The following is a 23,576-nucleotide window of genomic DNA, read 5'->3' on the forward strand; positions in this document are numbered from 1 at the left end:
CAACGTCAGGGATTCGATTGTCAAAAGTAAAGCAGGCGGCAAAAAGTAAGGTTCGGGAACAGGCAGTTTATCAAGTCTCTTTTGCCTCCGCCCCGCATCGGGTAACATGACCGCCGCCTCCCCCGGCATTCCGGGGCAGGGTCCGCGCCGTGTTCGCCCTCGGCGGATACGATGCATCGTATGAACAGCGCCAGCGCTCCGGGGGCCATGCAGCCGGCCTCGGACCTTGAATCAGGCCAGCACGCCTCCAATAAGGGCAGAATCCTGGCCTGGGCTTCCTGGGACTGGGGCTCCGCGGCCTTCAACGCCGTGATGACAACCTTCGTCTTCACCGTCTACCTGACCTCCAGCGCCTTTGGCGGGGAAGATCAGGCGTCCGCCGTGCTCGGCGCTGCCCTTACCGTGGCGGGCTTGGCCATCGCCCTGCTGGCCCCCGTGACCGGGCAGCGTTCCGATGCGGGCGGCCGGCGGAAGCTCTGGTTGGGTGTGAACACCGCGGCCGTCGCCGTCCTGACCGCCTTGTGCTTCTTCGTGTTTCCGCGGCCCGAATTCCTGCTCCTGGGCGTGTCCCTGATCGCGCTGGGAAACATCTTCTTCGAGTTCGCCGGCGTCAACTACAACGCCATGCTCGCCCAGATATCCACGCCCCGGAACATCGGCAGGGTCAGCGGTTTTGGCTGGGGTGCGGGATACCTGGGCGGAATCGTGGCCCTGCTGGCCGTCCTGCAGTTGTTCGTCCAGCCCAGTTTCGAGTGGTTCGGCGCGTCCACGGAGGACAGCCTGAACATTCGCCTGGTGGCCGTTTTCTCCGCCTTGTGGTTCTTCGTATTCGCCCTGCCCGTGCTGTTCGCCGTCCCCGAACTGCCCCGCACAGGCAAGGGCAGGCAACTGGGCTTCCTGGCCAGCTACGGTCTGCTGGTGCGGCGGATCAAGGCGATCTATGCCACCAGCCCGCACACCATCTACTTCCTGCTGGCAAGCGCCGTATTCCGTGACGGGCTTGCCGCGGTCTTCACGTTTGGCGGGATCATCGCGGCCGGAACCTTCGGCTTCGAGCTCTCCCAGGTCATCTTCTTCGCCATTTTCGGGAATGTGGTGGCGGCGGTGGGGGCCGTGATCGGCGGATTCCTGGATGACCGGGTGGGACCGAAGGCCGTCATCATCGGTTCCCTGCTCGGCCTGCTGGCCGCGGGCACCGTGATCCTGGTCCTTGGCAACGGCGAGTACGTCTTCTTTGGCATGGCCTGGGCAGGCAGCACCACGTTCTGGGTGTTCGGCCTTTTCCTCTGCCTGTTCGTGGGTCCCGCCCAGTCCTCGTCGCGCGCGTACCTGGCGCGGCTGGCACCACACGGCGAGTCGGGTGAACTTTTCGGCCTGTATGCCACCACCGGCCGTGCCGTCAGCTTCCTTGCTCCAGCCTTGTTCACCCTCTGCATTGCCGTTGCCACGCCGCTGGTTCCTGCCGGCGAGGCCCAGCGCTGGGGGATCCTGGGCATCATGGTGGTCCTCCTGGCCGGCCTGCTGGTCCTGCTCCCGGTGAAAGCGCCGGACGAGGCGCCTATTGCGGTTGTTCCGGCGGCCTGAATCCGGGCAGGACTTCCGGGCTCACTGACCGCACCCCACGGGCGCCCCCGGAAGACTAGGCTTGAAGCATGAACGTGGATGAGACCAACCTTCCGGGCCTTGGCCTGCGGAAGGATTTCATGACAGCCTCCGGCCGCCGAATCGGCGTGGTGGAGCTGCGCGAGGGTCAGACGGAACTCATCATCTCCACCTGGGATGATCCCGATACCTGCCAGGCGTCCATTCCGCTGACCAGCGACGAAGCAGCCACCCTGGGCAACCTCCTGGGCGGGCAGCACCTGGCCATGAAGCTGACCGAAGAGCACAAGGACTACCCCGGAATTGTCACCCGGCAGTTCTCGATCGCTCCCGACTCCCCGTTCCAGAACCAGCCCATGGGTAAGGCATGCATCCGCACCCGGTGCGGCGTGTCCATCGTGGCCATCATGCGTGAAGGTGAGGTGCTCCCCTCGCCGGGCCCCGACGCCGTCCTCCACACCGGGGACCTGCTGGTGGCAGTCGGAACGCAGGAAGGTCTCGACGCGGCAGCCGATATCCTGCGCCACGGCTGAGTCCTATGGACCCGCTGGCCCTGACCCTCATTGAACTGGGGGCCGTTGTGTTCTGCCTCGGCCTGTTGGCCAGGCTGGCCGGACGGATCGCAATGTCACCCATCCCGCTCTACCTCCTGGGCGGGCTCGCTTTCGGCGCAGGCGGCATCGTCAAGCTTGAGGGGATGCACGAATTCGCCCACATCAGCAGCGAAATCGGGGTAATCCTGCTGCTGCTTATGCTCGGGCTGGAATATACGGCAACCGAGCTCTTCACGGGCCTGCGCCGGTCCTGGCAGGGCGGTGTGCTCGACTTGGTACTGAACTTCCTGCCCGGTGCCGCGCTGGCCTACCTGCTGGGCTGGGGCGGTGTGGGGGCCATGGTGCTGGGCGGCGTCACGTACATCTCCTCATCGGGAATTGCGGCCAAGGTCATCACCGACCTCGGCCGGCTGGGAAACCGGGAAACGCCCGTGGTGCTGTCCATCCTGGTGTTCGAAGACCTGGCCATGGCCGTCTACCTGCCTGTCTTGACCACCATCCTGGCCGGGGTCAGTTTCCTCGGCGGGCTCACCAGCGTGGGCATCGCGCTTGCAGTCGTGAGTGTGGTCCTGATGGTTGCGCTGCGGCACGGGCATCACGTGTCCAGGGCCGTCCACAGCGAGAACTCGGAAGTGTTCCTCCTGAACGTCCTTGGTGCCGCGCTGCTCGTGGCCGGACTCGCTTCAGCCATGCAGGTATCCGCCGCGGTGGGGGCGTTCCTGCTCGGCATCGCCATTTCCGGCGCCACAGCCCACAACGCCACCCGCATCCTTGAACCGCTGCGGGACCTGTTCGCGGCAATCTTCTTTGTGGCGTTCGGGCTCAACACCGATCCTTCGTCCATCCCTCCGGTACTGGGATGGGCCCTGGTGCTGGCCGTCATCACCGCCGCCACCAAGATGGTCACGGGCGTCTGGGCCGCGAAGCGTGCTGGCATTGCCCGGCGCGGCCGCTTCCGTGCCGGAGCAGCGCTGATCGCCCGCGGCGAGTTCTCGATCGTGATCGCCGGCCTGGCAGTGGCGTCGGGAGCGGTACCAAATGAACTTGCAGCCCTGGCAACGGCCTACGTGCTGATCATGGCCGTGCTGGGCCCGCTGGCGGCGCGCTACGTCGAACCTCTGGTCGGCGCAGCCGGCGGCGGCAGGCAGGGAGTTCCGGCGAAGGCGTAAGCGCGGTGCCTGCGGAATGAGGTGGCTGCCGGATCCGGAGCCGGCTAGATGCTGGTGCGGTGGAAGTTCAGGTGGCTGCGGCTTGCGGTGGGCCCGCGCTGGCCCTGGTAGCGGTTTCCGTACTCGCCCTGGCCGTAGGGGTACTCCGCGGACGATGTCAGCCGGAAGAAGCACAACTGGCCGATCTTCATGCCCGGCCACAGTTTGATGGGTAACGTGGCCATGTTGGACAGCTCAAGGGTGACGTGCCCTGAGAAGCCGGGGTCGATGAATCCGGCGGTGGAGTGCGTCAGCAGGCCCAGCCGGCCCAGCGAGGACTTGCCCTCCAGCCGGGCAGCGATATCGTCCGGCAGCGTGACGGTTTCGTAGGTGGAGCCCAGGACAAACTCCCCCGGGTGCAGGATGAAGGCTTCGTCCTCTTCGACTTCCACCAGCCGCGTCAACTCAGGCTGCTCCTGCGCGGGGTCGATGTGCGCGTACTTATGGTTGTCGAACAACCGGAAGAACTTGTCGATCCGCACATCCACGGACGACGGCTGCACCATCGCGGGATCGTAGGGTTCCAGGACGATCCGCTGGGAATCAATTTCGGCACGAATATCGCGGTCAGAGATCAGCACCGTCCCAAATTACCGTATGGCTTATCCACACCAATATTTTTCCGTTGTTGCTGTGGCCTCATGGGGCTAATGTTGCCTCAGATACTCAGGCGCCGGATGGTCTCCCGGATGGCCCAACAGAGCTGGGGATGTTGTGAATAGATTGGTAGCGCCCTCTTTCATTGGCGTGCTCTGCGCCCTGGCGCTGGCCTCCTCGTCAGCGGGCACCCACCCTGCTACGCTGCCGGCCAGCGACCCGGCAGTCGCCGCCGGTCCGCGGAGTGTCCTGCTGGAGCCCGCATTGCGCGGCGGCGGCGCGGGCGGTGCAGGGGACCCGTCAGCAGGATCACCGCTCACCCCTGCCGTGGAACCGGAGATCCGTCCGGCGTCGCCGGCCACAGCATCTCCCGCCCCGGAGGCGCCCGCCCCCACAACCTCGGGGACGGCCCCGGCCCCCGAGCCCGTGACGTCCGAGGCCACTGCCGCCGGCACGGCTGATGCCGCTCCGGAAGTTCCGTGGATCCCGCCGCTGTGGGCGCCGGATGAGGAACTGGGAAAGTCCGCACCGGCGCTGCCCGCCCCCGAATCCATGCTTGCCGTACCGAGTCCCGAAGCCCTGGTGCGGGATGACAACTCGGCCGCAATCCTCACGGTTTTCAACCGGATCAATGAATACCGGGTGTCCAAAGGCCTGGCGCCCGTGAAGTACCACCCCACAGTGGCGGGATTGGCGCAGGAGTGGTCGGACAACATTGCCTCACGCGAGGTCATCGAGCACCGTGCCAACTTCTGGACTGATCCCCGCGCCCTGAACCCCAACAATGGCGCCGGCGAAGTGATCGCCATCCGCACCGACCGGGATGCGGCATTGCTGGTGGAGTGGTGGAAGGGCTCGCCCGGCCACAACGCCATGCTGCTCGACCCCAGGTTCAACGTGATGGGCGCCGGCATCTCCTACACCGACCGCACCTACAAGATCTGGGGCGTGGTGAACTTCTTCGGCTACACCACGCTTCCGGCGGGCACCGTCAATTCGCCCGGCGGCGCCAGCAGCGGCGGCGGAGCCGCCCTGCCGCCTCCCGCTCCCACCATGTGCGATGCCACGGTGCGGCACATGCCGCCCACGCTGGACCTGTCCGCCGCAGCCATCACGGGCCCCGGAGACCTGGTCACTGTAGATGCCACGGGCCAACTCCTTGCCCGCACCTCGCTCGGCGCACGCTCCTACGGGTCTATAAGGTTGATCGGTTCGGGCTTCTACGGCGTCAAGGAAGTCTTCGTTACGGACTGGGACCGCGACGGGGCCTATGACCTGCTCACCCAATGGACCAACGGCAACCTGACTCTGCACCGCGGCATTGCCGCAGGCGGGTTCCAGGCACCGGTCACCCTCGGCGCCGGAGGGTGGGACACCCTGACCTTGGCCGTGGGCGGCTGGTGTGCCAATAACCGGATGCCCCAAATCCTTGCCCGGGATGCCGCCGGCAACCTCTACCTGTATCCCAACAAGGGAACCGGTGACCTCGCCGCACGGACCCTGGTCGCCAGCGGGCTGCCAGGCGGCAGGCTGGCCATGGTGGACTACGATGCCGACGGCTTCCAGGACCTGCTGGCCATCCGCACCGACGGAGCGGTTGTGCTGTACCGCGGCTGGGGAACCACGGCGCTGCGCGCCGAAGCCCGGCCCACCGTTGCCACCGGCTGGCAGGATGCCACGGGCGTGAAGGCCCTGCGGGACGTCACCGGGCTGAACTCAACCGGCGTGGCCCTCCGCCGTGCGGGTGACGTTGTCCAGTACTGGGACCTGACCGGTGGAAGCCTTGCCTCGGCGTCGAACATCGCAGGGCCGTGGACCGGCCAGCGGCTGGCCCAGTAAGCGGGCCCGGTAGGCGGACCCGGCAGACGCGACCAGCCGGGACCTAGACGGCGGGCTGGAGCTCCAAGACGTCCTTGAGCCGCTCCAGCTGGGCCACTTCTGCCCGGACGCTTCGCTGGACCATCTTGTTCAGCAGGCCCAGCCGGTCAAGGAACGCGAACCGGCCCTCGGCCTGCGCTTCAACCGCGAACCGGACCCGGGTTCCCGCCTCTTCCGTGCTGAGGTAGTAGCCGCCGCTGCGGTTTGCGGGGCCGGACAGGACCCGGAACTCGATTTCTGCGCCCGGACGGGCCTGGGTGATTTCTAGGTCAGCCGGGATGCTCAGCCCGGACCGGCCCGCGACCATCTGCCGGTAGACGGCGCCCTTGGCCTCAGCCGGGCCCTGCAGCAGCTTCACGCTGCGGACGCCCTCGCGCCAGAGCGGAAGATTGGTGGCGTCCAGCAGGTAGAGGTACACAGCCATGGCGTCACGCCGGATGAGGACCTCGTGTTCTGCGAATGCCATGTAAATCTTCCCGTGGTTGCCGTCGGCCTGCCGCGCTGGCCGCCTCCCCCTGACGCCGCAGCCTTCCGGTTCAGGTTAACCAGCGCTCCGGACCCGCACCTAGCCAGGGCCTGCGACGTTATTGAAGAGTTACTGGATGACGCCGGGGCCCACGGGACACGGCCAACAGCGCTCAGGGTTGGGCGGATTGAAGCTACATCTGCGCTAAGCTAAGTTCTGCCCCGCGCGAGCGGCGGCAGTGCGGCTGTAGCTCAATGGTAGAGCGCTAGCTTCCCAAGCTTGATACGCGGGTTCGATTCCCGTCAGCCGCTCCAGTTTCCCCTGTATTGCCGTGGCCGCGCACGGACCGTATTAGGTGCCGGGGTGTAGGGTCTGTAGTCAGGAACCTTTCGGTTCCGCTACAGGAGCAATCATGGCTGATAAGTCCCCGCGTCAAACGGCATCAAAAAAGTCCGGCAAATCCATCAAGGAAAAACGCGCAGACAAGAGGGCCGCTTCCGCGCCGGCCAGTTCCCTGGATATCCCCTCCGGCAAGAGCGCTGCCAAGAAGAAGTAGCCGGGAAACCGCCGGCTGGAAGCCGACCGACGGCCTGGAGCAGCTACCAAAGAATGCTGGCGTTTGCTTCAGGCTGCCGCTGTCCGGTCCACGATCTGCAGCGGCCGGCGCCGGTCCTTCAGGTCCACCCGGAGCGTGAGCGCTGCTTTCCGGGCCAGCAGGACTGACACTGTCAGCGCCGCGAGCGCAGGGGCCCGCCCGAGACCAGGAGTGCGGCGTGCGGATCCGCGTGTTCGGCGATCCAGCCCAGCATCGGCCCGCCCAAAGCCTGGCCGCCGATAAGCACCATGATGTAGAGACTCATCACCCGCCCCCGGATCCCCATGTTCGAACTGACCTGGACCAGCTGGTTGGAGCCGGTGAGGAACATCAGGCACCAGAATCCTGACAGGACTATCGCGGCGCCGAACCAGGCCATGGATGGTGCCAGCGAGGCCAGGCAGAGCATCGCCCCGTACATGCCGGCGCAGAACACCACGGACCGCAGCCGCAAGCGCCGGCGGCGGGTGGACGCCACTGCCCCGGCCAAGGCGCCGAGAGCCACCAGGGCGTTGAGCAGCCCGTAGCCACCTGCACCCACCGCGAAGACGTTGTCGGCGAACGCTGCAAGCAGCACGGGCAGGCTCATGGCGAACACTGCAATGAAGCCAGCCATCAGCCAAGGCCAGAAGATGGTGGGCTTGCCCAGTGCGTAACGAAGGCCTGCCCGCAACATCCCCTTGCTCTTGGGCGCAGGGGCGCTGACAAACAGCTTGTCCTTGCGGAGGACCAGAAGCATCGCCACCGTGGAGCAGCAGGCGGCGGCGTTGGCAGCGAAAGCCCAGCCCGCACCGACGGCGGTCAGGAGCAGGCCGGCCAAAGCCGGGCCGATCAGGCCGCCCAGCTGGAAAGTTGTGGAATTCACGCTGATGGCATTCCGCAGGTACTTCGGACCTACCAGTCGTGCACGAACACCTGCCGGGCCGGCTGGTCCAGGACGGTGACCAGGCCCAGCACCAGGGCGATCACGTAGACATGCCATACCTCGATGGTTCCGGTGAGTGCGAGGACAGCCAGCGTCGCGGCCAGGACCGCTGCCAGGCTCTGGCACAGAATGAGGATCCGGCGCTTGGCGAACCGGTCAGCCACCATCCCGCCCCACGGCCCGAAGAGGAGGGACGGCAGGAACTGCAGGGCAACGGTGATTCCCACGGCCGTTACGGAGCCTGAAAGCTGCAGCACCAGCCAGTCCTGCGCGATGCGCTGCATCCACAGCGCGATGACGGCCACGAAATGCCCCATAGCGAAAATCCGGAAGTTGGGCACTTTCAGGGAGATGAAGGTGTGCCGCCAAGGGAGGTGTTCGGCCACAACCGGGAGCGGCTGGGTGTGGATGTCCTCCATGGGAGGGGCAGATGCAGAACCTGCAGAATCGATGACGGGCTGGGTGACGGTTGCCGACGACGGCGGTGGGGGTGCCACAGTGGTGTCCTCAAATTGCGGGCGGGCTGGGATGTCCTTAACGCTAGGCTGGGCAGGAAGATTATGGAGGCGTATCGTGCCTATAACTCCCATTGCAGTACGTAATGCCAGTCAAGACTGATGGAGTCCGCCGTGTTTGAACCCGCCCAGCTGCGCTCCTTCCTGGCAGTGGCCGAAACGCTCAGCTTCACCAAGGCCGCCGAGCGCCTGGGCCTCGCGCAGCCCACCATCAGCCAGCACATCCGGAAGCTGGAGGCGGCAGCCAAGCGCGTGCTGATCGCAAGGGACACCCGTGACGTCCGGCTGACAGACAACGGGGATGCGATGGCAGGGTTCGCCCGCAACATCCTGTCCGCCCATGACGCCGCGGCGCGCTATTTTTCCGGTTCGGCGATGCGCGGCCGCCTCCGGTTCGGCACGGCGGACGATCTTGCCATTACCGGCCTGCCCCGGATCCTCCGCGAGTTCCGGCAGATCTACCCGCAGATCAACCTGGAGCTGACGGTGGGCCAAAGCGACCAGCTGTACCGAAAGCTCAACGCAGGCCAGCTGGACCTGGTGTTCGTGAAGTGGGTGGCCGGCGCCAAGGACGGCACGGTGGTGCAGCACGATTCGTTCTCCTGGGTGGGCTTGGAGCAGACCAGCCTGGAACCGGGCAACCCGGTCCCGCTGATCGCCTATCCCTCGCCCAGCCTGAGCAGGAAACTGGCCATTGATGCCCTCGAAGCACACGGCAGGACCTGGCGCATCACATGCACCACCCGCCAGATCAGTGGAGTCCTGGCTGCCGTCCGGGCCGGAATCGGCGTGGCAGTCATGCCGACGTCGCTGGTCCCGGAAGACCTGAAGATCATCACGCGGCGCTTCGACCTGCCCGCCGTGGGGGACGTGGACTTCACCCTGATCCGCAATCCGCTGGCCAACTCGGAAGTCATCGATGCGCTCACGCAGTCCATCGTGGGCAGGACTATCAACCGCCAGGCCTAGGAACGGTACTCCCGCGGGGCCAAACGGCAACCGGAGCAATACGCCACCCCGTGAAATCTATCCATTGATGTCAGAACGTTACCTAATCTATGCTGGTCTCCCAGGGTCAAGCAGCTGGCCGGTTCTCTTACACGGGCGTGCCCTGAACAACAGAGCTTTCCGCCCGGGACAGGCAGCCAATGAAGACAGCCAAGAACACCCATTTCAGTGCGGCCCATGCACACCCGCACACTCCTGCGCGGCCCGCAACCCGCCAATCAATCCTCGGCGCGGGAGTAGCAACCACGGATTCCGGCTACGTGGGCAAGCCAACCTGCGACAAGTGCCGTACCGACGAATTCATCTACCTTGAGTCCTATATACCGCCCACCTACCGGCGCGACGGTGCAGTAGCCACCCTTGGGGAAGTGGCCTACACCTGCACCCGCTGCGAGGACTTCTCAGCACACAGCGTTCCCGTGACGTGGACGCCGCCCGGGTGGTACCTGGGCTGACGCCCGAAGGTCTCCTGCCGCGCAGCCAGCGCGGACACTGACAGCAAACAAGGCCGGGCGGCCACCCGGGAAGGTGGCCGCCCGGCCTTGTGTTTGCCTGCGCCTGGTTAGAGTTGCCTGCGCCTGGTCAGATCAGCGCATCCGAGAGGTGGTTCGGGGTGCCGAAGCGGTGTGCCGTGATGCTGACGGCCTGCTCGTGCAGGAACGGCAGCAGTTCCACGCGGCCCGCCTCCGTGACCGGGTGGGCGTACACCGCCAGGTCGGGGCGACCGCCGGTTGCCTCGGCGAGCGCGGACGCGTCCCCGCCGATCAGCCGGATGCGCGCTCCGGAAAGCTTGCCGGCGGAGGCAAGGCGTCCCGCGGAAGCCAGCCAGCCGGCGTCGGACTCTACAGTCACGTCGATGTCGAGCGCGGTAAGCACCGGGCGCAGCTGGGCGGGAAGTTCGACGGCGGTGGACACCGTGAGCTCCGATCCGGCCAGGACGCCGGCTGCCACGGTCCGGACCAGGTCCGCGAGCGCCGCCCCTTCGGACAGGCGGACGGTGACGGGCAGGCTGCGGTAGCGGAAGATATTGCGTTCCGCGCCCAGGCCGGACACGTCCTTGGCGGTGCCGAACTCCTCTGCCCAGGCCTCGGCGTCGGACGCAGGGCACGCTGGACGGATTCAAGCCCGGCCGGCTCCAGGGCGGCGCCGGCGGCGTTGATGATGCGGCGGACACCCGGGTGGGTAACGGAGGCAGTCGCCGTGCTGCGTGCTGCAGCCCAGTCGCCCAGGCCGGCCAGGTAGTTGGGGCCGCCTGCCTTGGTGCCGGCACCCACTGCGGACTTCTTCCAGCCGCCAAACGGCTGGCGCTGCACGATGGCACCGGTGATGCCACGGTTGACGTAGAGGTTGCCGGCCTGGATGGAGTCCAGCCAGATGCTGAGTTCCTCCGAGTTGAGGGAGTGCAGCCCGGCGGTGAGGCCGTACTCGATCTGGTTCTGGATGGCGATGGCCTCCTCCAGGGTGTCCGCTGTCATCACGCCCAGCACCGGGCCGAAGAACTCGGTCAGGTGGAAGTAGGAACCGCGCTTGACGCCGTAGCGCACACCCGGGCTCCACAGCTTTCCGGTCCCGTCCAGCTTCTTTGGCTCCACCGCCCAGTTCTCGCCTTCGCCGAGGGTGGTCAGGGCGTTCAGGAGCTTGCCGTTGGCAGGCTCGATGATGGGGCCCATCTGGCTGGTGGGATCCTGCGGGTAGCCCACCTTGAGTGAGGTGACGGCGTCGATCAGCTGGTTGTGGAAGCGCTTGGACTTGGCCACCGAGCCCACCAGGATGACCAGGGATGCGGCGGAGCACTTCTGGCCGGCGTGGCCGAACGCGGAGTAGGCCACGTCCTTGGCTGCCAGGTCCAGGTCCGCGCTGGGGGTGACGATGATGGCGTTCTTGCCGCTCGTCTCGGCCAGCAGCGGCAGGTCCTTGCGGAAGGAGCGGAACAGCTCGGCGGTCTCGTAGCCGCCGGTGAGGATGACGCGGTCAACGGCCGGGTGGGAGATGAGCTGCTTGCCGAGCTCACGCTCGCCCAGCTGCACCATGGTCAGGACGTCACGGGGCACGCCGGCTTCCCAGAGGGCTTCGACCATCACGGCGCCACTGCGGGCGGCCTGCTTGGCCGGTTTGATGACGACGGCGGAGCCGGCGGCGAGTGCCGCCAGGGTGGAGCCGGCCGGGATGGCGACCGGGAAGTTCCACGGCGGGGTCACCACGGTGAGCTTGGCAGGGACGAACGTGGCGCCGTCGACCTTGTCCAGCTTGCGTGCGGACTCGGCGTAGTAGTGGGCGAAGTCCACTGCCTCGCTGACCTCGGGGTCACCCTGGTCGATGGTCTTGCCGGTTTCGCTGGCCATGACCTCGAGCAGGTCAGCGCGGCGGGCCTCAAGGACGTCGCCGGCGCGGTGCAGGATTTCGGCGCGCTCGTCACCGGAGAGCCCGCCCCAGGCCTTGCCCTTTTCGACGGCGGTGGCGATCACCGTGTTGAGGGTGGCCTCGTCCTTGATGGATGCGGCGGCCACGGAGGCGTGGCCGAGGGTGGAGGACGGGATGCGGTCCAGGATGGCCCGGCCCCAGTCGCGGTTCGCGGGCAGGGACGGGTCGGTGTCCGGGGTGTTGCGGAAGCCGGTGTGCGGCATGGGAACGGGCGGAAGGCTGCGGTTCTGCTGGCGGTTGGCCGGCGGCACGCTGTTGTCCAGGGCTTCCAGGGAGGACAGGAAGCGCTGCTTTTCGCGTTCGAACAGGGCCTCGTTTTCGCTCAGTTCGAACACTGCGGACATAAAGTTGTCCTGGCTGGCGCCCTCTTCGAGGCGGCGGATCAGGTAGGCGATGGCGACGTCGAACTCGGACGGGTGCACCACGGGCGTGTAGAGCAGCAGCGAGCCGACGTCCTTCTTGACGGCCTCCGCCTGGCCCTGGGCCATGCCCAGGAGCATTTCGAATTCGATACTCCGCTGTGCGGTATCCGCGATGCCGCGCTGCTTGGCCAGCAGCCAGGCGAAGGCGATGTCGAACAGGTTGTGACCGGCCACGCCGATCCGGATGTTCTTGATCCGCTCCGGGTGCAGCGCGTAGTTGATGACGCTCTTGTAGCTGGTGTCGGAGTCCTGCTTGGTGCCCCAGGTGGCCAGCGGCCAGTCATGCAGGGAGGCTTCCACCTGCTCCATGGGCAGGTTGGCGCCCTTGACCACGCGCACCTTGATGGCAGCGCCGCCGTTGGCACGGCGTTCGGCTGCCCAGTCCTGGAGCCGGATCATCGCGGAGAGTGCGTCCGGGAGGTAGGCCTGGAGCACGATGCCGGCCTCGAGGTTCTTGAACTCGGGTTTGTCCAGGATCCGGGTGAAGACCGCGATGGTCATGTCCAGGTCCTTGTACTCCTCCATGTCCAGGTTGATGAACTTGGCTTTCCCGCCGGTGCTGCTTCCGGGGGCGGCGAAGGAGTTGGCGAGCTGGAACAGCGGGGTGAGCTTGTCGACGACGTGCTCCACGGCTTCGTCGAAGGCCCAGGCGGAGTGCGGGGCAACGGTGGAGGAAACCTTGATGGACACGTAGTCCACGTCCGGGCGGGCCAGCAGGGTGTGGGTGCCTTCGAGCCGGCGCGATGCCTCGTGTTCGCCGAGGACTGCCTCGCCAAGGAGGTTGACGTTGAGCTTGATGCCGTCCTTCCTGATCTTGGCGATGGCCGGGCCCAGCTTGGCGTCCGTGGCATCCACGATCAGGTGGCCCACCATCTCGCGGAGGACCTTGCGGGCGATGGGGATGACAACCTGCGGCATTACCGGGGCCATGGTGCCGCCCAGCGCGACGGCGCTGCGCATGTACCAGGGCAGGAAAGCCGGAACCTTGGGGGCAAGCTTGGCCAGGTTGCGGGCGGCGACGTTCAGGTCCTCGGGGCGGACCACACCGTCCACGAAGCCCACCGTGAACTCCAGGCCATTCGTCCTTGAGAACTCCGGCAAGCTGCTCGGCGGAAGCGTCCACCGGAACCTTTGCGGCCTCGGTCAGCCAGCGGCGGACCAGGGCCACTGCGTCGTCTGCCAGGGCCTTGGCCTGCGGGACATCGACGTCGACGGTCTGCGGCGCAATACGTGCGGCAACTGCCGGCTCCATTGCTACGTGGGTCATGGCTTTTCCCGTTCTTTCCTGGGGGTTTGGAGTGGTCTTATCCACCAGTATGGGCCTGCGTTCACATAAGATAAAGCGATGTTTTCCAACCAATACAGGTTAGAAAAGATGAAGCATTAAACCCCCGCCGAACTCCACCCTCCCGCACTTAATGCGGGAAAAACGGAAACGCCCTATCACCCTCCGCATGAAGGTGATAGAGCGTCCGTGTTTGAGCGGCAGTAAGTGAGAGAGGGAGCGTCCCCCGGGGCAGGTCAGCGGAGCGGGCGGTGCATCTCCACGAGCTCCTCGTGCCGCGGGCTGTCCGGGTTCATGAGGGAGTGCCGGCGGCCGTAGAAGAAGTAGATGGCCAGGCCGATGACCAGCCAGACGCCGAACCGCAGCCAGGTTTCCCAGTGCAGCTGGAACATCAGGAACGCGGACGCCAGCACGCCGAAGGCGGGAATTACCGGCATGAACGGCAGGCGGAAGGTCCGCGGCGCATCCGGACGCTTGTAACGGAAGATGATCACCGAAAGGCAGACGACGACGAACGCGGCCAGGATGCCGATGTTGGTGAGGTCCGCGACCTCCTTGATCGGGAACACGCCAGCCAGGAAGGCCGAGGCGACGCCGGCGATCCAGGTAACGCGCTGCGGCGTGCCGTGCCTGTCCGTCTTGGCGAACCAGCCGGGCAGCAGGCCGTCGCGGCTCATGGCGAACCACACGCGGGTGACGCCCAGGAGGAAGGTCAGCATCACGGTCAGGATGGACAGCACCGCGAACACCGAAATGATGGTGGCGATGACGGGCAGGCCAACCCCGGTGAAAGCCGAGGCGAATCCGGCCTTGGGGTCAATGTCCTTGTAGTTCTGCATGCCGGTCAGGACCAGGGTGGCGGCCACATAGAGCAGCATGGCGATGATAAGGGACAGGATGATGGCCTTGGGCATGTGCTTTTTGCCGTCGGTGGCCTCCTCGGCCGCGGTGCTCATGGCGTCATAGCCGAAGACGGCGAAGAAGACCGTGGCCGCGCCGGCCAGGACCGGGCCGAAACCGCTGGGCATGAACGGGTTGTAGTTGTTGGTGTCGATATAGAAAACGCCCAGGCCGATGATGAAGAGGATCAGGATCACCTTGATGGCCACGGCGACGAGCTCGAACCGCCCGAAGGCCTTAGTGCCGCGGGAGAGGATCCAGGTGACCAGGAGGCAGACCAGGATGGCCGGGATGGCCGGGATGTTGACGATGCCGCCCTTGCCCTCGTCCGCCGTCGACGTCATCCAGACGGGCATGTTGATGCCGATGCCGGAGAGGAAGGCGTCAAAGTAACCGGAGATGCCGATGGCCACCACGGCCACAATGGCAATGTATTCCAGCAGCAGGTCCCAACCGATGAACCAGCCGATAATCTCACCCAGCGCCACGTAGCCGTAGGTATAGGCGGAGCCTGCGCGCGGGATCATGCCCGCGAATTCGGCGTAGGACAGCGCCGCGGCCGCCGAGGCCAGGCCGGCAATCAGGAACGAGAACAGCACCGCGGGCCCCACTCCGGGCGTGCCTTCGCTTCCTGCCGCCACCAGTCCCGCGAGGGAAAAGATGCCGACGCCGATAATGCCACCTACGCCAATCGCGGTGAGCTGCCACAGTCCGAGTGACTTGAACAGGCCACTGTGCTTGTTTTCTTCCTCAATGTCGTCAATCGCTTGCGCCGCATGACTGACTGGCTCATATCTCTAGTGCTCATCAGGAACTCCTGCTTGGGGTGCGACCCCGCCGCGGCACGCCACGAAATGGCTGTGACGGGGGTAACTCGGTCCCAACAGTATGCAAGCCTCCTTGCATTAGATAAAGTGACTACTTCTAACCTATATTCGTTAGTTTCGGTAAGGATTCCCTCATGCTCGACGTCCGCAGGCTCCGGCTGCTCCGCGAATTGAGCATCCGCGGGACGCTGGCGGAGGTGGCGGACGCACTCCAGTACAGCCCGTCGTCGGTGTCCCAGCAGCTGGCCCTGCTGGAAAAGGAAGTGGGCGTCGAACTGCTCCGCAAGACAGGCCGGCGGGTGCAGCTGACGCCGCAGGCGGAGGTGCTGGTGGCGCACACGGCCCAGCTGCTGCAGACCATGGAGCAGGCGGAGGCGGACCTGGCTGCCTCCCTCACCACGGTCACAGGAACGGTCCGGATCGCCGTGTTCCAGTCTGCGGCACTGGCGCTCATGCCGGACACGCTCACCCGGATGTCCGCAGCCTACCCCGAGGTCCGGATCGAGATGATCCAGCGCGAGCCGGAAACCGCACTCCATGAGACCTGGGCGCGGGACTTCGACCTTGTCATCGCCGAGCAGTACCCGGGACACGCCGCGCCGCGCTACCCGGAACTGGACCGCATCAAACTGACCACGGACGCCATCCGGCTTGCCGTACCGCCGGAGTCCGACGGCGTCCCCGCCATCCGCGGGATCGAGGACACCGCGGAACTCGCCTGGGTCATGGAGCCGCGGGGGGCAGCGTCGCGCCACTGGGCGGAACAGGCCTGCCGCAGCGCAGGCTTTGAACCGGACGTGCGCTTTGAAACCGCAGACCTGCAGGCGCAGATCCGGCTTATCGAGTCCGGCAACGCCGTGGCCCTGATGCCGGACCTGGTGTGGACAGGCCGGGGCACCACCGCCAAGCTGCTGGAGCTGCCCGGCAAGCCGCACCGCACGGTGTTCACCTCGGTGCGCCGTTCCAGCGCCAAGCGTCCCGCGATCCTCGCCGCACGGGAAACCCTCGCGGCCGCCGCGGAGGCTGTGGCACGGCAGGCCTGACAGTGTTCCCTGCGTCACTGCGCCCGACCAGGCCCGGCGCTAGACTGGTCCCGTTATGAATCGAACAATGTTCAAGTCCAAAATCCACCGGGCCACCGTCACGCACGCTGACCTGCACTACGTAGGTTCGGTCACCGTTGACCTGGACCTGCTGGAGGCTGCCGACATCCTCCCCGGCGAGCTTGTCTCGATTGTGGACATCACCAACGGTTCACGGCTGGAGACGTACACCATCGCCGGCGAGCGCGGTTCCGGTGTCATCGGCATCAACGGCGCTGCGGCGCACCTGATGCACGAAAACGACCTCGTCATCCTGATCACCTATGCGCAGATGACCACCGAAGAGGCAAAGGCGTACGAGCCCAGGGTGGTCCACGTGGACGAAAACAATAAGGTGGTCCAGCTCGGCAATGACCCCGCCGAGGGCATCACACCCGGCCTCCTGCGCCCGCCGTTCGCACTGAACAACGCCGACTTCTAACCGGAGCGTGGTCTCCGGTACGCTGCCCCGCCGCACCCTGCAGGTTCTTCATTGCTAGGCGTGCTGGCGGGGTTCTTTGTGGTGTGGTGCATCATCCTGGTGGGCTGGTTCGTGGGCCGGCAGAAGGTGCTGGGGGACAACGCCCGGCCGGTGCTGAGTTCCCTCACCTTCTTCGTGGCCAGCCCCGCGCTGCTCTTCGAAACGCTGAGCAAGGCCCGCCTGCAGGAAGTGTTCGCCGCTCCCCTGCTGGTCACGGCGGTGGCTGCCATCGCCACGGCATTACTCTTCTTCACCATCGCCAAATTCTGGCTCAAACGTTCACTGCCGGAATCCCTGATGTCCTCCATGGCTGCCTCGCTGGCCAACTCCGCGAACCTCGGCATCCCCATCGCCGTCTACGTCCTGGGGGACGCGAGCTATGTGGCCCCGCTGCTGATCTTCCAGCTCGCCTTCTTCACCCCGCTGTTCCTGCTGATCCTGGATTCGAGCACCAGTTCGCACCGCACCACTTTCCTGAGCTTCATCTTCATGATCCTGCGGAACCCGATGATCGTGGGCTCCGCGCTCGGCCTGGTGGTTGCCGGCACCGGCTTCAAGGTCCCGGAACTGGTGATGGAACCCATCCACCTGATTGGCGGGGCCGCCATCCCTGCCATGCTGATCGCGTTCGGCATGAGCCTCAACGGGACCCGGCCGCTCCAGGCATCGTCGGAACGCCGGACGGACACACTGCTTGCCAGCGGTTTTAAGCTGGCCGTGCAGCCCGCCCTGGCCTATGTCTTTGCCCGCTTCGCCGTGGGGATGGAAGGGCACGCGCTGTTCGCCGTCGTCGTCACCTCCGCGCTGCCCACCGCCCAGAACGTTTTCGTCGCCGCCAGCCGGTACAAGACGGGACTTACGGTGGCAAAGGACACCGTGCTGATTACCACCGTGGTGGCCGTGCCTGCGATGATCGGCGTCGCGCTGCTGCTCACATGATGGGAGAAAACTGATGGGAAGCATCCTCGACACCGTGGTGATCGGAGGCGGGGCCATGGGCTCGGCCGCCGCGTGGGCATTGTCCCGCCGCGGCCGCCAGGTGACGCTGGTGGAGCAGTTCGGGCCGGGGCACGCCATCGGGGCGTCGCACGGCAGCACCCGGAACCTCAACCCCGGCTACCACCGGCCCGAGTATGTGGCGATGCTGGCCGAAAGCCTCGCGCTGTGGGACGACCTTGAGCAGGAAAGCGGCGACCAGCTGCTGTCACGCACCGGCATCGTCACCCACGGCCCGGAGCCGCTGCTGCCAGGGATTGCCGGCGCCCTCACGCAGGCGGGCATCCGCGCCGAATTCCTCCCCCTCGAGGAAGCGGCAGAGCGGTGGCGCGGGATCCGGTTCGACCAGCAGGTCCTGCACATGCCCGACGGCGGCCAGCTCAACCCCGAAGCCGCGCTTCCCGCCTTCCAGCGGCTGGCGGTTGCACGGGGCGCCGACATCCGGCACCACATCAAGGTGGTCGACTTCCAGGTGATGGACGACGGCGTCCGGCTGGTCCTCGAGTCGGCGTCCGGCACCGAGACGGTCACCGCCGCGCAGGCTGTAGTAACTGCAGGCGGGTGGACCGGGAAACTGCTGGCCGCTGCCGGCGGCGGGGCGCTTCGGATTCCGCGGCTCACCGTCACCCAGGAACAGCCGCTGCACTTCCGGGTTGCGGATGAGGGCGCCGTGTGGCCCGGCTTCAACCACTACCCCGGCACCGGTGCGGAGTACCAGCTGGTACTCCCCCGTGTACGGTATGCTGACGCCCGGCGAGGGAGTCAAGGCCGGCTGGCACGGCACGGGACCGGTGGTGGATCCGGACCGCCGGTCCTTCCAGCCGGAACCGGTTCAGCTCGCGGCGCTGCAGGACTACGCCCGGACCTGGCTGCCGGGGGTGGACGCGGATTCCTTCGAGGCGGTCAGCTGCACCTACACCACCACCCCTGACGAGGACTTCATCCTGGACCGGATCGGCCCCGTGGTCATCGGCGCCGGCTTCTCCGGGCACGGCTTCAAGTTCACGCCCGTAATCGGGCGGATCCTGGCGGACCTGGCCACCGGAACCCGGCCCGCGCCGGAGATCTTCCGCGCGTCCCGGTAGCCCGTCGGGCCACTGCTACTTCCTGCCTCCCACCGCATCCAGCAGGCGGGCGCAGCGGATAAAGCCCAAGTGGGAGTAGGCCTGCGGGTGGTTTCCCAGATGGGTCTCGGTGCCGGGATCGTACTCTTCGGGCAGCAGGCCGGTGGGGCCGAACAGGTTCACGAGCTGGTCGAAGAGGTCCCAGGCCTCCTCGATCCGCCCCACTGCCACGTAGGCCTCAATCAGCCACGTGGTGCAAATGTGGAAGCCCCCTTCGAGGCCCGGCAGCCCGTCGTCGTACCTGTAACGGAACACCGTGGGGCCCACCCGCAGCTCGCGCTCGACGGCGGTGACGGTGTCCAGGAAGCGCTGGTCCGCCACGTCCAGCAGCCCGGACAGGCCGATATGGAGGACGGCGGCGTCCAGGTCCGGGCTGTCATAGGACACCGTGTAGGACGAGGCGGACTCGTCCCAGCCTTCCCGGAGGACTTCCTCCCGGATGGCCGTTGCTGTGGGTTCCCACTCGGGAACGGGCACCCTGCCGTGCCGGGCGGCGGTGCGCAGGGCACGGTCAAGGGTCACCCAGCACATGACCTTGGTGTAGACGTGGTGGCGGGGCGCACGACGGGCCTCCCAGATGCCGTGGTCAGGTTCGTGCCAACGCGCCAGCACAGCCGAGGCCATCTGCACCATCAGGTCCCAGTGGCTGTCCGCAAGGTCCCCGTCCCGCTCACTCAGGGCGGAGATCAGTTCGGCGATCGGGCCAAAGACGTCCAGCTGCACCTGGTGGTCGGCGGCGTTTCCGATCCGCACCGGCCGGGACCCCGCATACCCGGGAAGGCTGTCAATCACGGCTTCCGTGGAGAGCGGCGCCCCGGTCACCGAGTACAGCGGATGCAGCCACTCGGGGCCGGGCGCGTGCTCCAGGATCCGCCCCAGCCAGTCCAGGAATCCCGCCGCCTCCCGGGTGGAGCCGAGGTCCACCAGGGCGTTCACGGTCATGGAGCCGTCCCGCAGCCAGCAGTAGCGGTAGTCCCAGTTCCTGGTGCCGCCGATGCCCTCGGGCAGTGAGGTGGTGGGGGCGGCGAGCACGGCGCCGGTGGGTTCGTGGACCAGGGCACGCAGCACCAGCGCGGAGCGGCGGACCAGCGAGGGTTTGACGGACGGCAGGTCCAGTTCCTGCACCCAGCTGCGGGAGTGAAGGGCAACGATGGCACGCCGGTCGATCTCGCCGTCGGAATCCGCCGGCTGCGGCTCGGTGTCACCGCAGCGCAGGTTCAGCACCACCGGCCCGTCCTGCAGGTTGACCACCGCGGTGGCCGTGGCGTGCCGCCCGTCGGACGTGACGGCAAACTGCACGCCCGGCGCGAAAAGGACGATGGGATCCGAGGTGCCCATCACGTGCAGTTCATCACCGCGGGCCTCCATGCTGAAAGGGGCGTTGGCATAGTCCGGCCGAGGGGCGAACACAATCCTGGCGGCACCGCTTCCGGACAGCACCCGGACCAGGCTGGTGATGCCCTCCGGCGCAGGCTCCAGGTAGTCCGTGACCGTCACGTCCGCCCACCGCGTCTCTACGATCATGGTGCTGTCCACGTAGCGTTGGCCCAGCACCTGGGAGCCTTGACCGGCTCCACCGAAAAGTGGCCGGCCGCGTCTCCGCCGAGGATGTGGGCGAAGAGCGAGCCGGAGTCCGGGAGCGGATGGCTCATCCAGCAGATCTTTGCATCCGGGGTCACCAGGGCCGTGGACGATCCGTTGCCGATCATGGAATGCCGTTCCAGCCCCACGGCATCCTCGCCGAAGAGCCACGCCCGCCGAAGCTCGAACAGGATGGCAAGGACGCGCGCGAAGGACTCGGGATCGCGCAGGCGGTGTGCCGCGCGTGTCTCCCCCGGCCCGACCCGCACTCCCATGTCCGGGCCGCGGAGGGTGGCGATGGCCAGTTCGTCGCTGTAGGCGTCCCCCGCGTACAGGGCGGCGCTCGCTCCCAGCCTGGACCGCAGCGCCTCCAGCGCCTCGGCCTTGGACGGCTCCACCACGGACAGATCCAGGACCGAGCCGTCCACGATGAAGAACAGCCCGTGCGCGCGGGCCACTTCCCGCGCCGTCTCGGTGACGGCCTGCACCACGTCAGCCGTGGCGGGGCGGGTGTGGATGGAAACCGCCACCGGTTTCCGCTCCACCCAGATTCCCTTATGGAATCCCACTGCCTCGTTGACCGCGGTGGTGGCTTTTTGCAGGAGGGCTTCCGTGGCAAGGGGCTGGGCATGCGCAAACCCCATGTCCGCCTCAGCCCCGTGGGAGCCGATGAGGTGCACTTCCGCAGGCAGCCTGGACACGGCGGCCAGGTCGCGGAGGGAGCGGCCGGAAATGACGGCGGCGTGGGTGTTGGGCAGCGCCGCCAGCGCGCGCAGTGCTATCGCCGCGCTGCCCAGCGGAAGGGTCTCGGTGGAAATGCCCTCCGCATCGCACAGGGTTCCGCCGTAGTTGCAGGCCACCAGAAGGCCAGGCACCCGGGCCAGGATCTTGAGTTCGGCCAGCAGCGTGGGGGTCAGCCCGTCGTCGGCGGCCTCTGACTGCACAAAGGACCGGAGCAGCCCCAGCGGCAGGGACCGGGTGAGCAGGGCGGTATCGGCCACGGTCTGGTTCAACGGCGTCGGCATGGTGGCACCCCTTCGGCAGGACACCCGGAAAGGCAGCCGCCGGATGGCCGGAGGTTACCGGGTGGTGCCCCGCTCCGGAGCTGGAAGGATTCCGGAGGGGGCACTCCCCATGGTCCGCCCGGCCGGTTTCACCCGAAAGTCCCCACCATTGCGTATGTGTAAAAGTCCGACGGCGGCGCGGTGCCCCCCCCCCCGATCAGACCCGGGCCAGTCCCGCAGCCTGTGCCAGCAGCTCGACGGAGCGCAGCCGCTCCGCGGTGCCGGGGCTCTGGTGGGCCACGATGAGCTCATCGGCGTCGGCGTGCCGGCCGAAGCTGTCCAGGTAATCCAGGACGACGTCGGGCGTGCCCACCGCTGAATAGGTCATCATCTGCGAGAGGTGCTGGCCCTGGGGCGAGTCGAGGATCATGTCCGCCTCGTCGTCGGTGAACTCGCGTCCGCCGCCGAAGAAGAGGGAAACCCTGGCGCGCTTGGTGGCCTGCAGCATGGCCTGCGCGTCCGATGCGGAGTCGGCGGCGATGACGTTCACGCCTGCGATGACGTGCGGCGCGTCCAGCTGGGCCGACGGCTTGAACTCCCGCCGGTAGATGGCGACGGCGTCCTGCAGCGCGTTCGGGGCGAAGTGTGACGCGAAGGCGTACGGCAGCCCGAGTTGTGCCGCCAGCCGCGCACCGAACAGGGAGGAGCCCAGGATGTACAGCGGAACGTTGGTGCCCTTGCCGGGTGTGGCTTCCACGCCCTGGATGCGGGTGGGGCCGGTGAGGTAGCCCTGCAGTTCCAGGACGTCCTGGGGGAAGCTGTCCGCGGACATGGGATCCCGGCGCAGGGCCCGCATGGTGTTCTGGTCGCTCCCGGGAGCCCGTCCCAGGCCGAGGTCGATCCGGCCGGGGTGGAGGGTTTCGAGGGTTCCGAACTGCTCGGCAATGGTCAGCGGCGAATGGTTGGGCAGCATGACGCCGCCGGCACCGAGCCTGATGCTCTCGGTGTGGGCGGCTACGTGGGCGATCAGGACACTGGTGGCCGATGAGGCGATGGAGGACATGTTGTGGTGCTCGGCGTACCAGACGCGCCGGTATCCCAGCCGTTCCGCGCTCTGTGCCATGGCCACGCTGCCTGCGAAACTCTCCGCCGCCGTCTGGCCTTTGCCGATGGTTGCCAGGTCGAGGATGGAGAGCGGGAGAGTCACGTGGGGGCCGGCCTTTCGAAGCGTTGCGTAGTTTTGCCCGTCGGGTCGCGGCGGGCACCTTTGGCATAACGACGGCGGGCCCCGGCTTATTTCTGTGACTTGCGGAATACTCAGCAAACTTATGATGTTGCCGCCCTAAAGCAAGCAAGTGGAACAGACAGGAGAAACACCATGGCAAACATCCTGATGGTCGTCTCGGCAGCCGACTCGCTCACCATGAAGGACGGCAGCGAACACCCCACCGGTTTCTGGGCGGAGGAGCTGGTGGTGGCGCACCAGACCCTGCTCGACGCGGGGCACACCGTGCACATCGCCACGCCCGGTGGCCGCAAACCCACCGTGGACCAGGTCAGCCTGGCAGCGGAATCCGCCGGCGGCGAGGAGCGCGCGAAAGGCTTCCGGGACTACCTCGAGTCGATCGACGGCGAGCTGTCGCAGCCGCTGGCGCTGGCCGGCGTCGACCCAACCGCCTATGACGCCGTGGTGATGCCCGGCGGGCACGGGCCCATGGCGGACCTGTACAAGGACCCTGACCTGGGCAGGCTCCTGGCTGCCGCGGACAGGGACGGCAAGATCATCGCGCCGTTCTGCCACGGTCCGGCAGGGCTGCTGAGTGCGACGGGTGACGGCGGCGCGTTCACGTTCAAGGGCCGCCGCCTCACGGTGTTCAGCAACGAGGAGGAGCTGGGCGGCGGCACCGGAGAGAACACTCCATGGCTGGTGGAGGATGCGCTGAAGGAGAAGGGCGCCGTGATTGAGAACGGTCCGGCCTGGAGCTCCAACGTGGTCCGCGACGGCAACCTCATCACGGGGCAGAACCCGCAGTCCAGCGAGGACGTGGCCAAGGAAGTGATCAAGGCTTTGGGCTAGGTCTTCAGGCAAGGAAGTGGCCCGGTCC

At 66.7% G+C, this 23,576-nt stretch carries 14 protein-coding genes, 1 tRNA gene and 5 pseudogenes; 13 read left to right on the plus strand and 7 right to left on the minus strand.

Translation table 11 applies throughout. The features are described from left to right. Positions 1 to 180: 180 nt before the first annotated feature. The 3 genes from G205_RS12135 to G205_RS12145 all read left to right on the plus strand — a co-directional run bounded on the left by G205_RS12135 (position 181) and on the right by G205_RS12145 (position 3,325). On the plus strand, positions 181 to 1,584 hold the full coding sequence (locus G205_RS12135; protein ID WP_009358221.1) for an MFS transporter: 1,404 nt from the start codon (positions 181 to 183) through the stop codon (positions 1,582 to 1,584). A gap of 68 nt (positions 1,585 to 1,652) precedes the next feature. Beyond that, on the plus strand, positions 1,653 to 2,135 hold the full coding sequence (locus tag G205_RS12140; RefSeq protein WP_009358222.1) for a cation:proton antiporter regulatory subunit: 483 nt from the start codon (positions 1,653 to 1,655) through the stop codon (positions 2,133 to 2,135). Between the two features lie 5 nt (positions 2,136 to 2,140). Next, entirely contained in the window at positions 2,141 to 3,325 is a 1,185-nt protein-coding gene (locus G205_RS12145) for a cation:proton antiporter (protein WP_009358223.1), read from the plus strand. Between the two features lie 44 nt (positions 3,326 to 3,369). On the opposite strand, the gene dcd is transcribed toward G205_RS12145, so the two are convergent. Then, positions 3,370 to 3,945 carry a dCTP deaminase gene (gene dcd / locus G205_RS12150; RefSeq protein WP_009358224.1) on the minus strand — a complete coding sequence of 192 codons (576 nt, stop codon included), beginning with the start codon at positions 3,943 to 3,945 and terminating at the stop codon, positions 3,370 to 3,372. Positions 3,946 to 4,078: 133 nt separating this feature from the next. On the opposite strand from dcd, the gene G205_RS12155 reads away from it, so the two are divergent. Further along, complete coding sequence (locus G205_RS12155) at positions 4,079 to 5,800, plus strand: CAP domain-containing protein (RefSeq protein WP_152419574.1); 1,722 nt, start codon at positions 4,079 to 4,081, stop codon at positions 5,798 to 5,800. Positions 5,801 to 5,843: 43 nt separating this feature from the next. Here the strand turns inward: G205_RS12155 and G205_RS12160 are convergent, their stop codons facing one another. Next, the gene (locus G205_RS12160) at positions 5,844 to 6,305 is read right to left on the minus strand and encodes an SRPBCC family protein (protein ID WP_009358226.1); all 462 of its coding nucleotides are present in this window, start codon (positions 6,303 to 6,305) and stop codon (positions 5,844 to 5,846) included. A gap of 240 nt (positions 6,306 to 6,545) precedes the next feature. Between G205_RS12160 and G205_RS12165 the strand changes: the two genes are divergently transcribed. Both G205_RS12165 and G205_RS22105 read left to right on the plus strand, forming a co-directional pair. Continuing rightward, positions 6,546 to 6,619, plus strand: a tRNA-Gly gene (locus tag G205_RS12165). Between the two features lie 98 nt (positions 6,620 to 6,717). Beyond that, on the plus strand, positions 6,718 to 6,861 hold the full coding sequence (locus G205_RS22105) for a hypothetical protein (RefSeq protein ID WP_009358227.1): 144 nt from the start codon (positions 6,718 to 6,720) through the stop codon (positions 6,859 to 6,861). Positions 6,862 to 6,929: 68 nt separating this feature from the next. Here the strand turns inward: G205_RS22105 and G205_RS12170 are convergent. After that, positions 6,930 to 8,322 (minus strand): annotated as a pseudogene (locus tag G205_RS12170) (MFS transporter). A gap of 132 nt (positions 8,323 to 8,454) precedes the next feature. Between G205_RS12170 and G205_RS12175 the strand changes: the two are divergent. Together G205_RS12175 and G205_RS12180 are read left to right on the plus strand one after the other, a co-directional pair. Next, complete coding sequence (locus G205_RS12175; protein ID WP_009358228.1) at positions 8,455 to 9,309, plus strand: LysR substrate-binding domain-containing protein; 855 nt, start codon at positions 8,455 to 8,457, stop codon at positions 9,307 to 9,309. Positions 9,310 to 9,488: 179 nt separating this feature from the next. Continuing rightward, positions 9,489 to 9,803, plus strand: a complete 315-nt coding sequence (locus tag G205_RS12180; RefSeq protein WP_009358229.1) for a hypothetical protein — start codon at positions 9,489 to 9,491, stop codon at positions 9,801 to 9,803. Positions 9,804 to 9,930: 127 nt separating this feature from the next. On the opposite strand, the pseudogene G205_RS12185 reads toward G205_RS12180, so the two are convergent. Further along, positions 9,931 to 13,458 (minus strand): annotated as a pseudogene (locus tag G205_RS12185) (bifunctional proline dehydrogenase/L-glutamate gamma-semialdehyde dehydrogenase). Positions 13,459 to 13,712: 254 nt separating this feature from the next. Further along, positions 13,713 to 15,184 (minus strand): annotated as a pseudogene (locus G205_RS12190) (amino acid permease). A 153-nt stretch (positions 15,185 to 15,337) separates the two neighbouring features. On the opposite strand from G205_RS12190, the gene G205_RS12195 reads away from it, so the two are divergent. The 4 genes and pseudogenes from G205_RS12195 (at position 15,338) to G205_RS12210 (ending at position 18,847) form a co-directional block, all read left to right on the plus strand. Beyond that, a complete protein-coding gene (locus tag G205_RS12195) occupies positions 15,338 to 16,246 on the plus strand; it encodes a LysR substrate-binding domain-containing protein (protein WP_009358231.1) in 909 nt (302 codons plus the stop codon). 55 nt (positions 16,247 to 16,301) lie between these two features. Beyond that, complete coding sequence (panD, locus tag G205_RS12200; protein WP_009358232.1) at positions 16,302 to 16,727, plus strand: aspartate 1-decarboxylase; 426 nt, start codon at positions 16,302 to 16,304, stop codon at positions 16,725 to 16,727. Between the two features lie 51 nt (positions 16,728 to 16,778). Continuing rightward, positions 16,779 to 17,705 carry an AEC family transporter gene (locus tag G205_RS12205; protein WP_035752904.1) on the plus strand — a complete coding sequence of 309 codons (927 nt, stop codon included), beginning with the start codon at positions 16,779 to 16,781 and terminating at the stop codon, positions 17,703 to 17,705. 13 nt (positions 17,706 to 17,718) lie between these two features. Then, a pseudogene (locus G205_RS12210) lies at positions 17,719 to 18,847 on the plus strand (FAD-dependent oxidoreductase). A gap of 15 nt (positions 18,848 to 18,862) precedes the next feature. Here G205_RS12210 and G205_RS12215 read toward each other — a convergent pair. After that, positions 18,863 to 21,492, minus strand: a pseudogene (locus G205_RS12215) (trehalase-like domain-containing protein). A 196-nt stretch (positions 21,493 to 21,688) separates the two neighbouring features. Then, the gene (locus G205_RS12220) at positions 21,689 to 22,678 is read right to left on the minus strand and encodes an LLM class flavin-dependent oxidoreductase (RefSeq protein ID WP_009358234.1); all 990 of its coding nucleotides are present in this window, start codon (positions 22,676 to 22,678) and stop codon (positions 21,689 to 21,691) included. 171 nt (positions 22,679 to 22,849) lie between these two features. Between G205_RS12220 and G205_RS12225 the strand changes: the two genes are divergently transcribed. Further along, positions 22,850 to 23,548: a type 1 glutamine amidotransferase domain-containing protein gene (locus tag G205_RS12225; RefSeq protein WP_009358235.1), complete on the plus strand. Its 699-nt coding sequence runs from the start codon at positions 22,850 to 22,852 to the stop codon at positions 23,546 to 23,548. Positions 23,549 to 23,576 lie beyond the last annotated feature (28 nt).

Origin of the sequence: Arthrobacter nitrophenolicus (genome assembly GCF_000332815.1) — a bacterium.
In the GTDB taxonomy this organism is placed as follows: Bacteria; Actinomycetota; Actinomycetes; order Actinomycetales; family Micrococcaceae; genus Arthrobacter; species Arthrobacter nitrophenolicus.

Bases quoted from the DNA above. Each gene is read 5' to 3' on its own strand.
- G205_RS12135 (WP_009358221.1), top strand. From the start codon at position 181: ATGAACAGCGCCAGCGCTCCGGGGGCCATGCAGCCGGCCTCGGACCTT.
- G205_RS12140 (WP_009358222.1), top strand. From the start codon at position 1,653: ATGAACGTGGATGAGACCAACCTTCCGGGCCTTGGCCTGCGGAAGGAT.
- G205_RS12145 (WP_009358223.1), top strand. From the start codon at position 2,141: ATGGACCCGCTGGCCCTGACCCTCATTGAACTGGGGGCCGTTGTGTTC.
- G205_RS12160 (WP_009358226.1), bottom strand. From the start codon at position 6,305: ATGGCATTCGCAGAACACGAGGTCCTCATCCGGCGTGACGCCATGGCT.
- G205_RS22105 (WP_009358227.1), top strand. From the start codon at position 6,718: ATGGCTGATAAGTCCCCGCGTCAAACGGCATCAAAAAAGTCCGGCAAA.
- G205_RS12180 (WP_009358229.1), top strand. From the start codon at position 9,489: ATGAAGACAGCCAAGAACACCCATTTCAGTGCGGCCCATGCACACCCG.
- G205_RS12195 (WP_009358231.1), top strand. From the start codon at position 15,338: ATGCTCGACGTCCGCAGGCTCCGGCTGCTCCGCGAATTGAGCATCCGC.
- panD (WP_009358232.1), top strand. From the start codon at position 16,302: ATGAATCGAACAATGTTCAAGTCCAAAATCCACCGGGCCACCGTCACG.
- G205_RS12225 (WP_009358235.1), top strand. From the start codon at position 22,850: ATGGCAAACATCCTGATGGTCGTCTCGGCAGCCGACTCGCTCACCATG.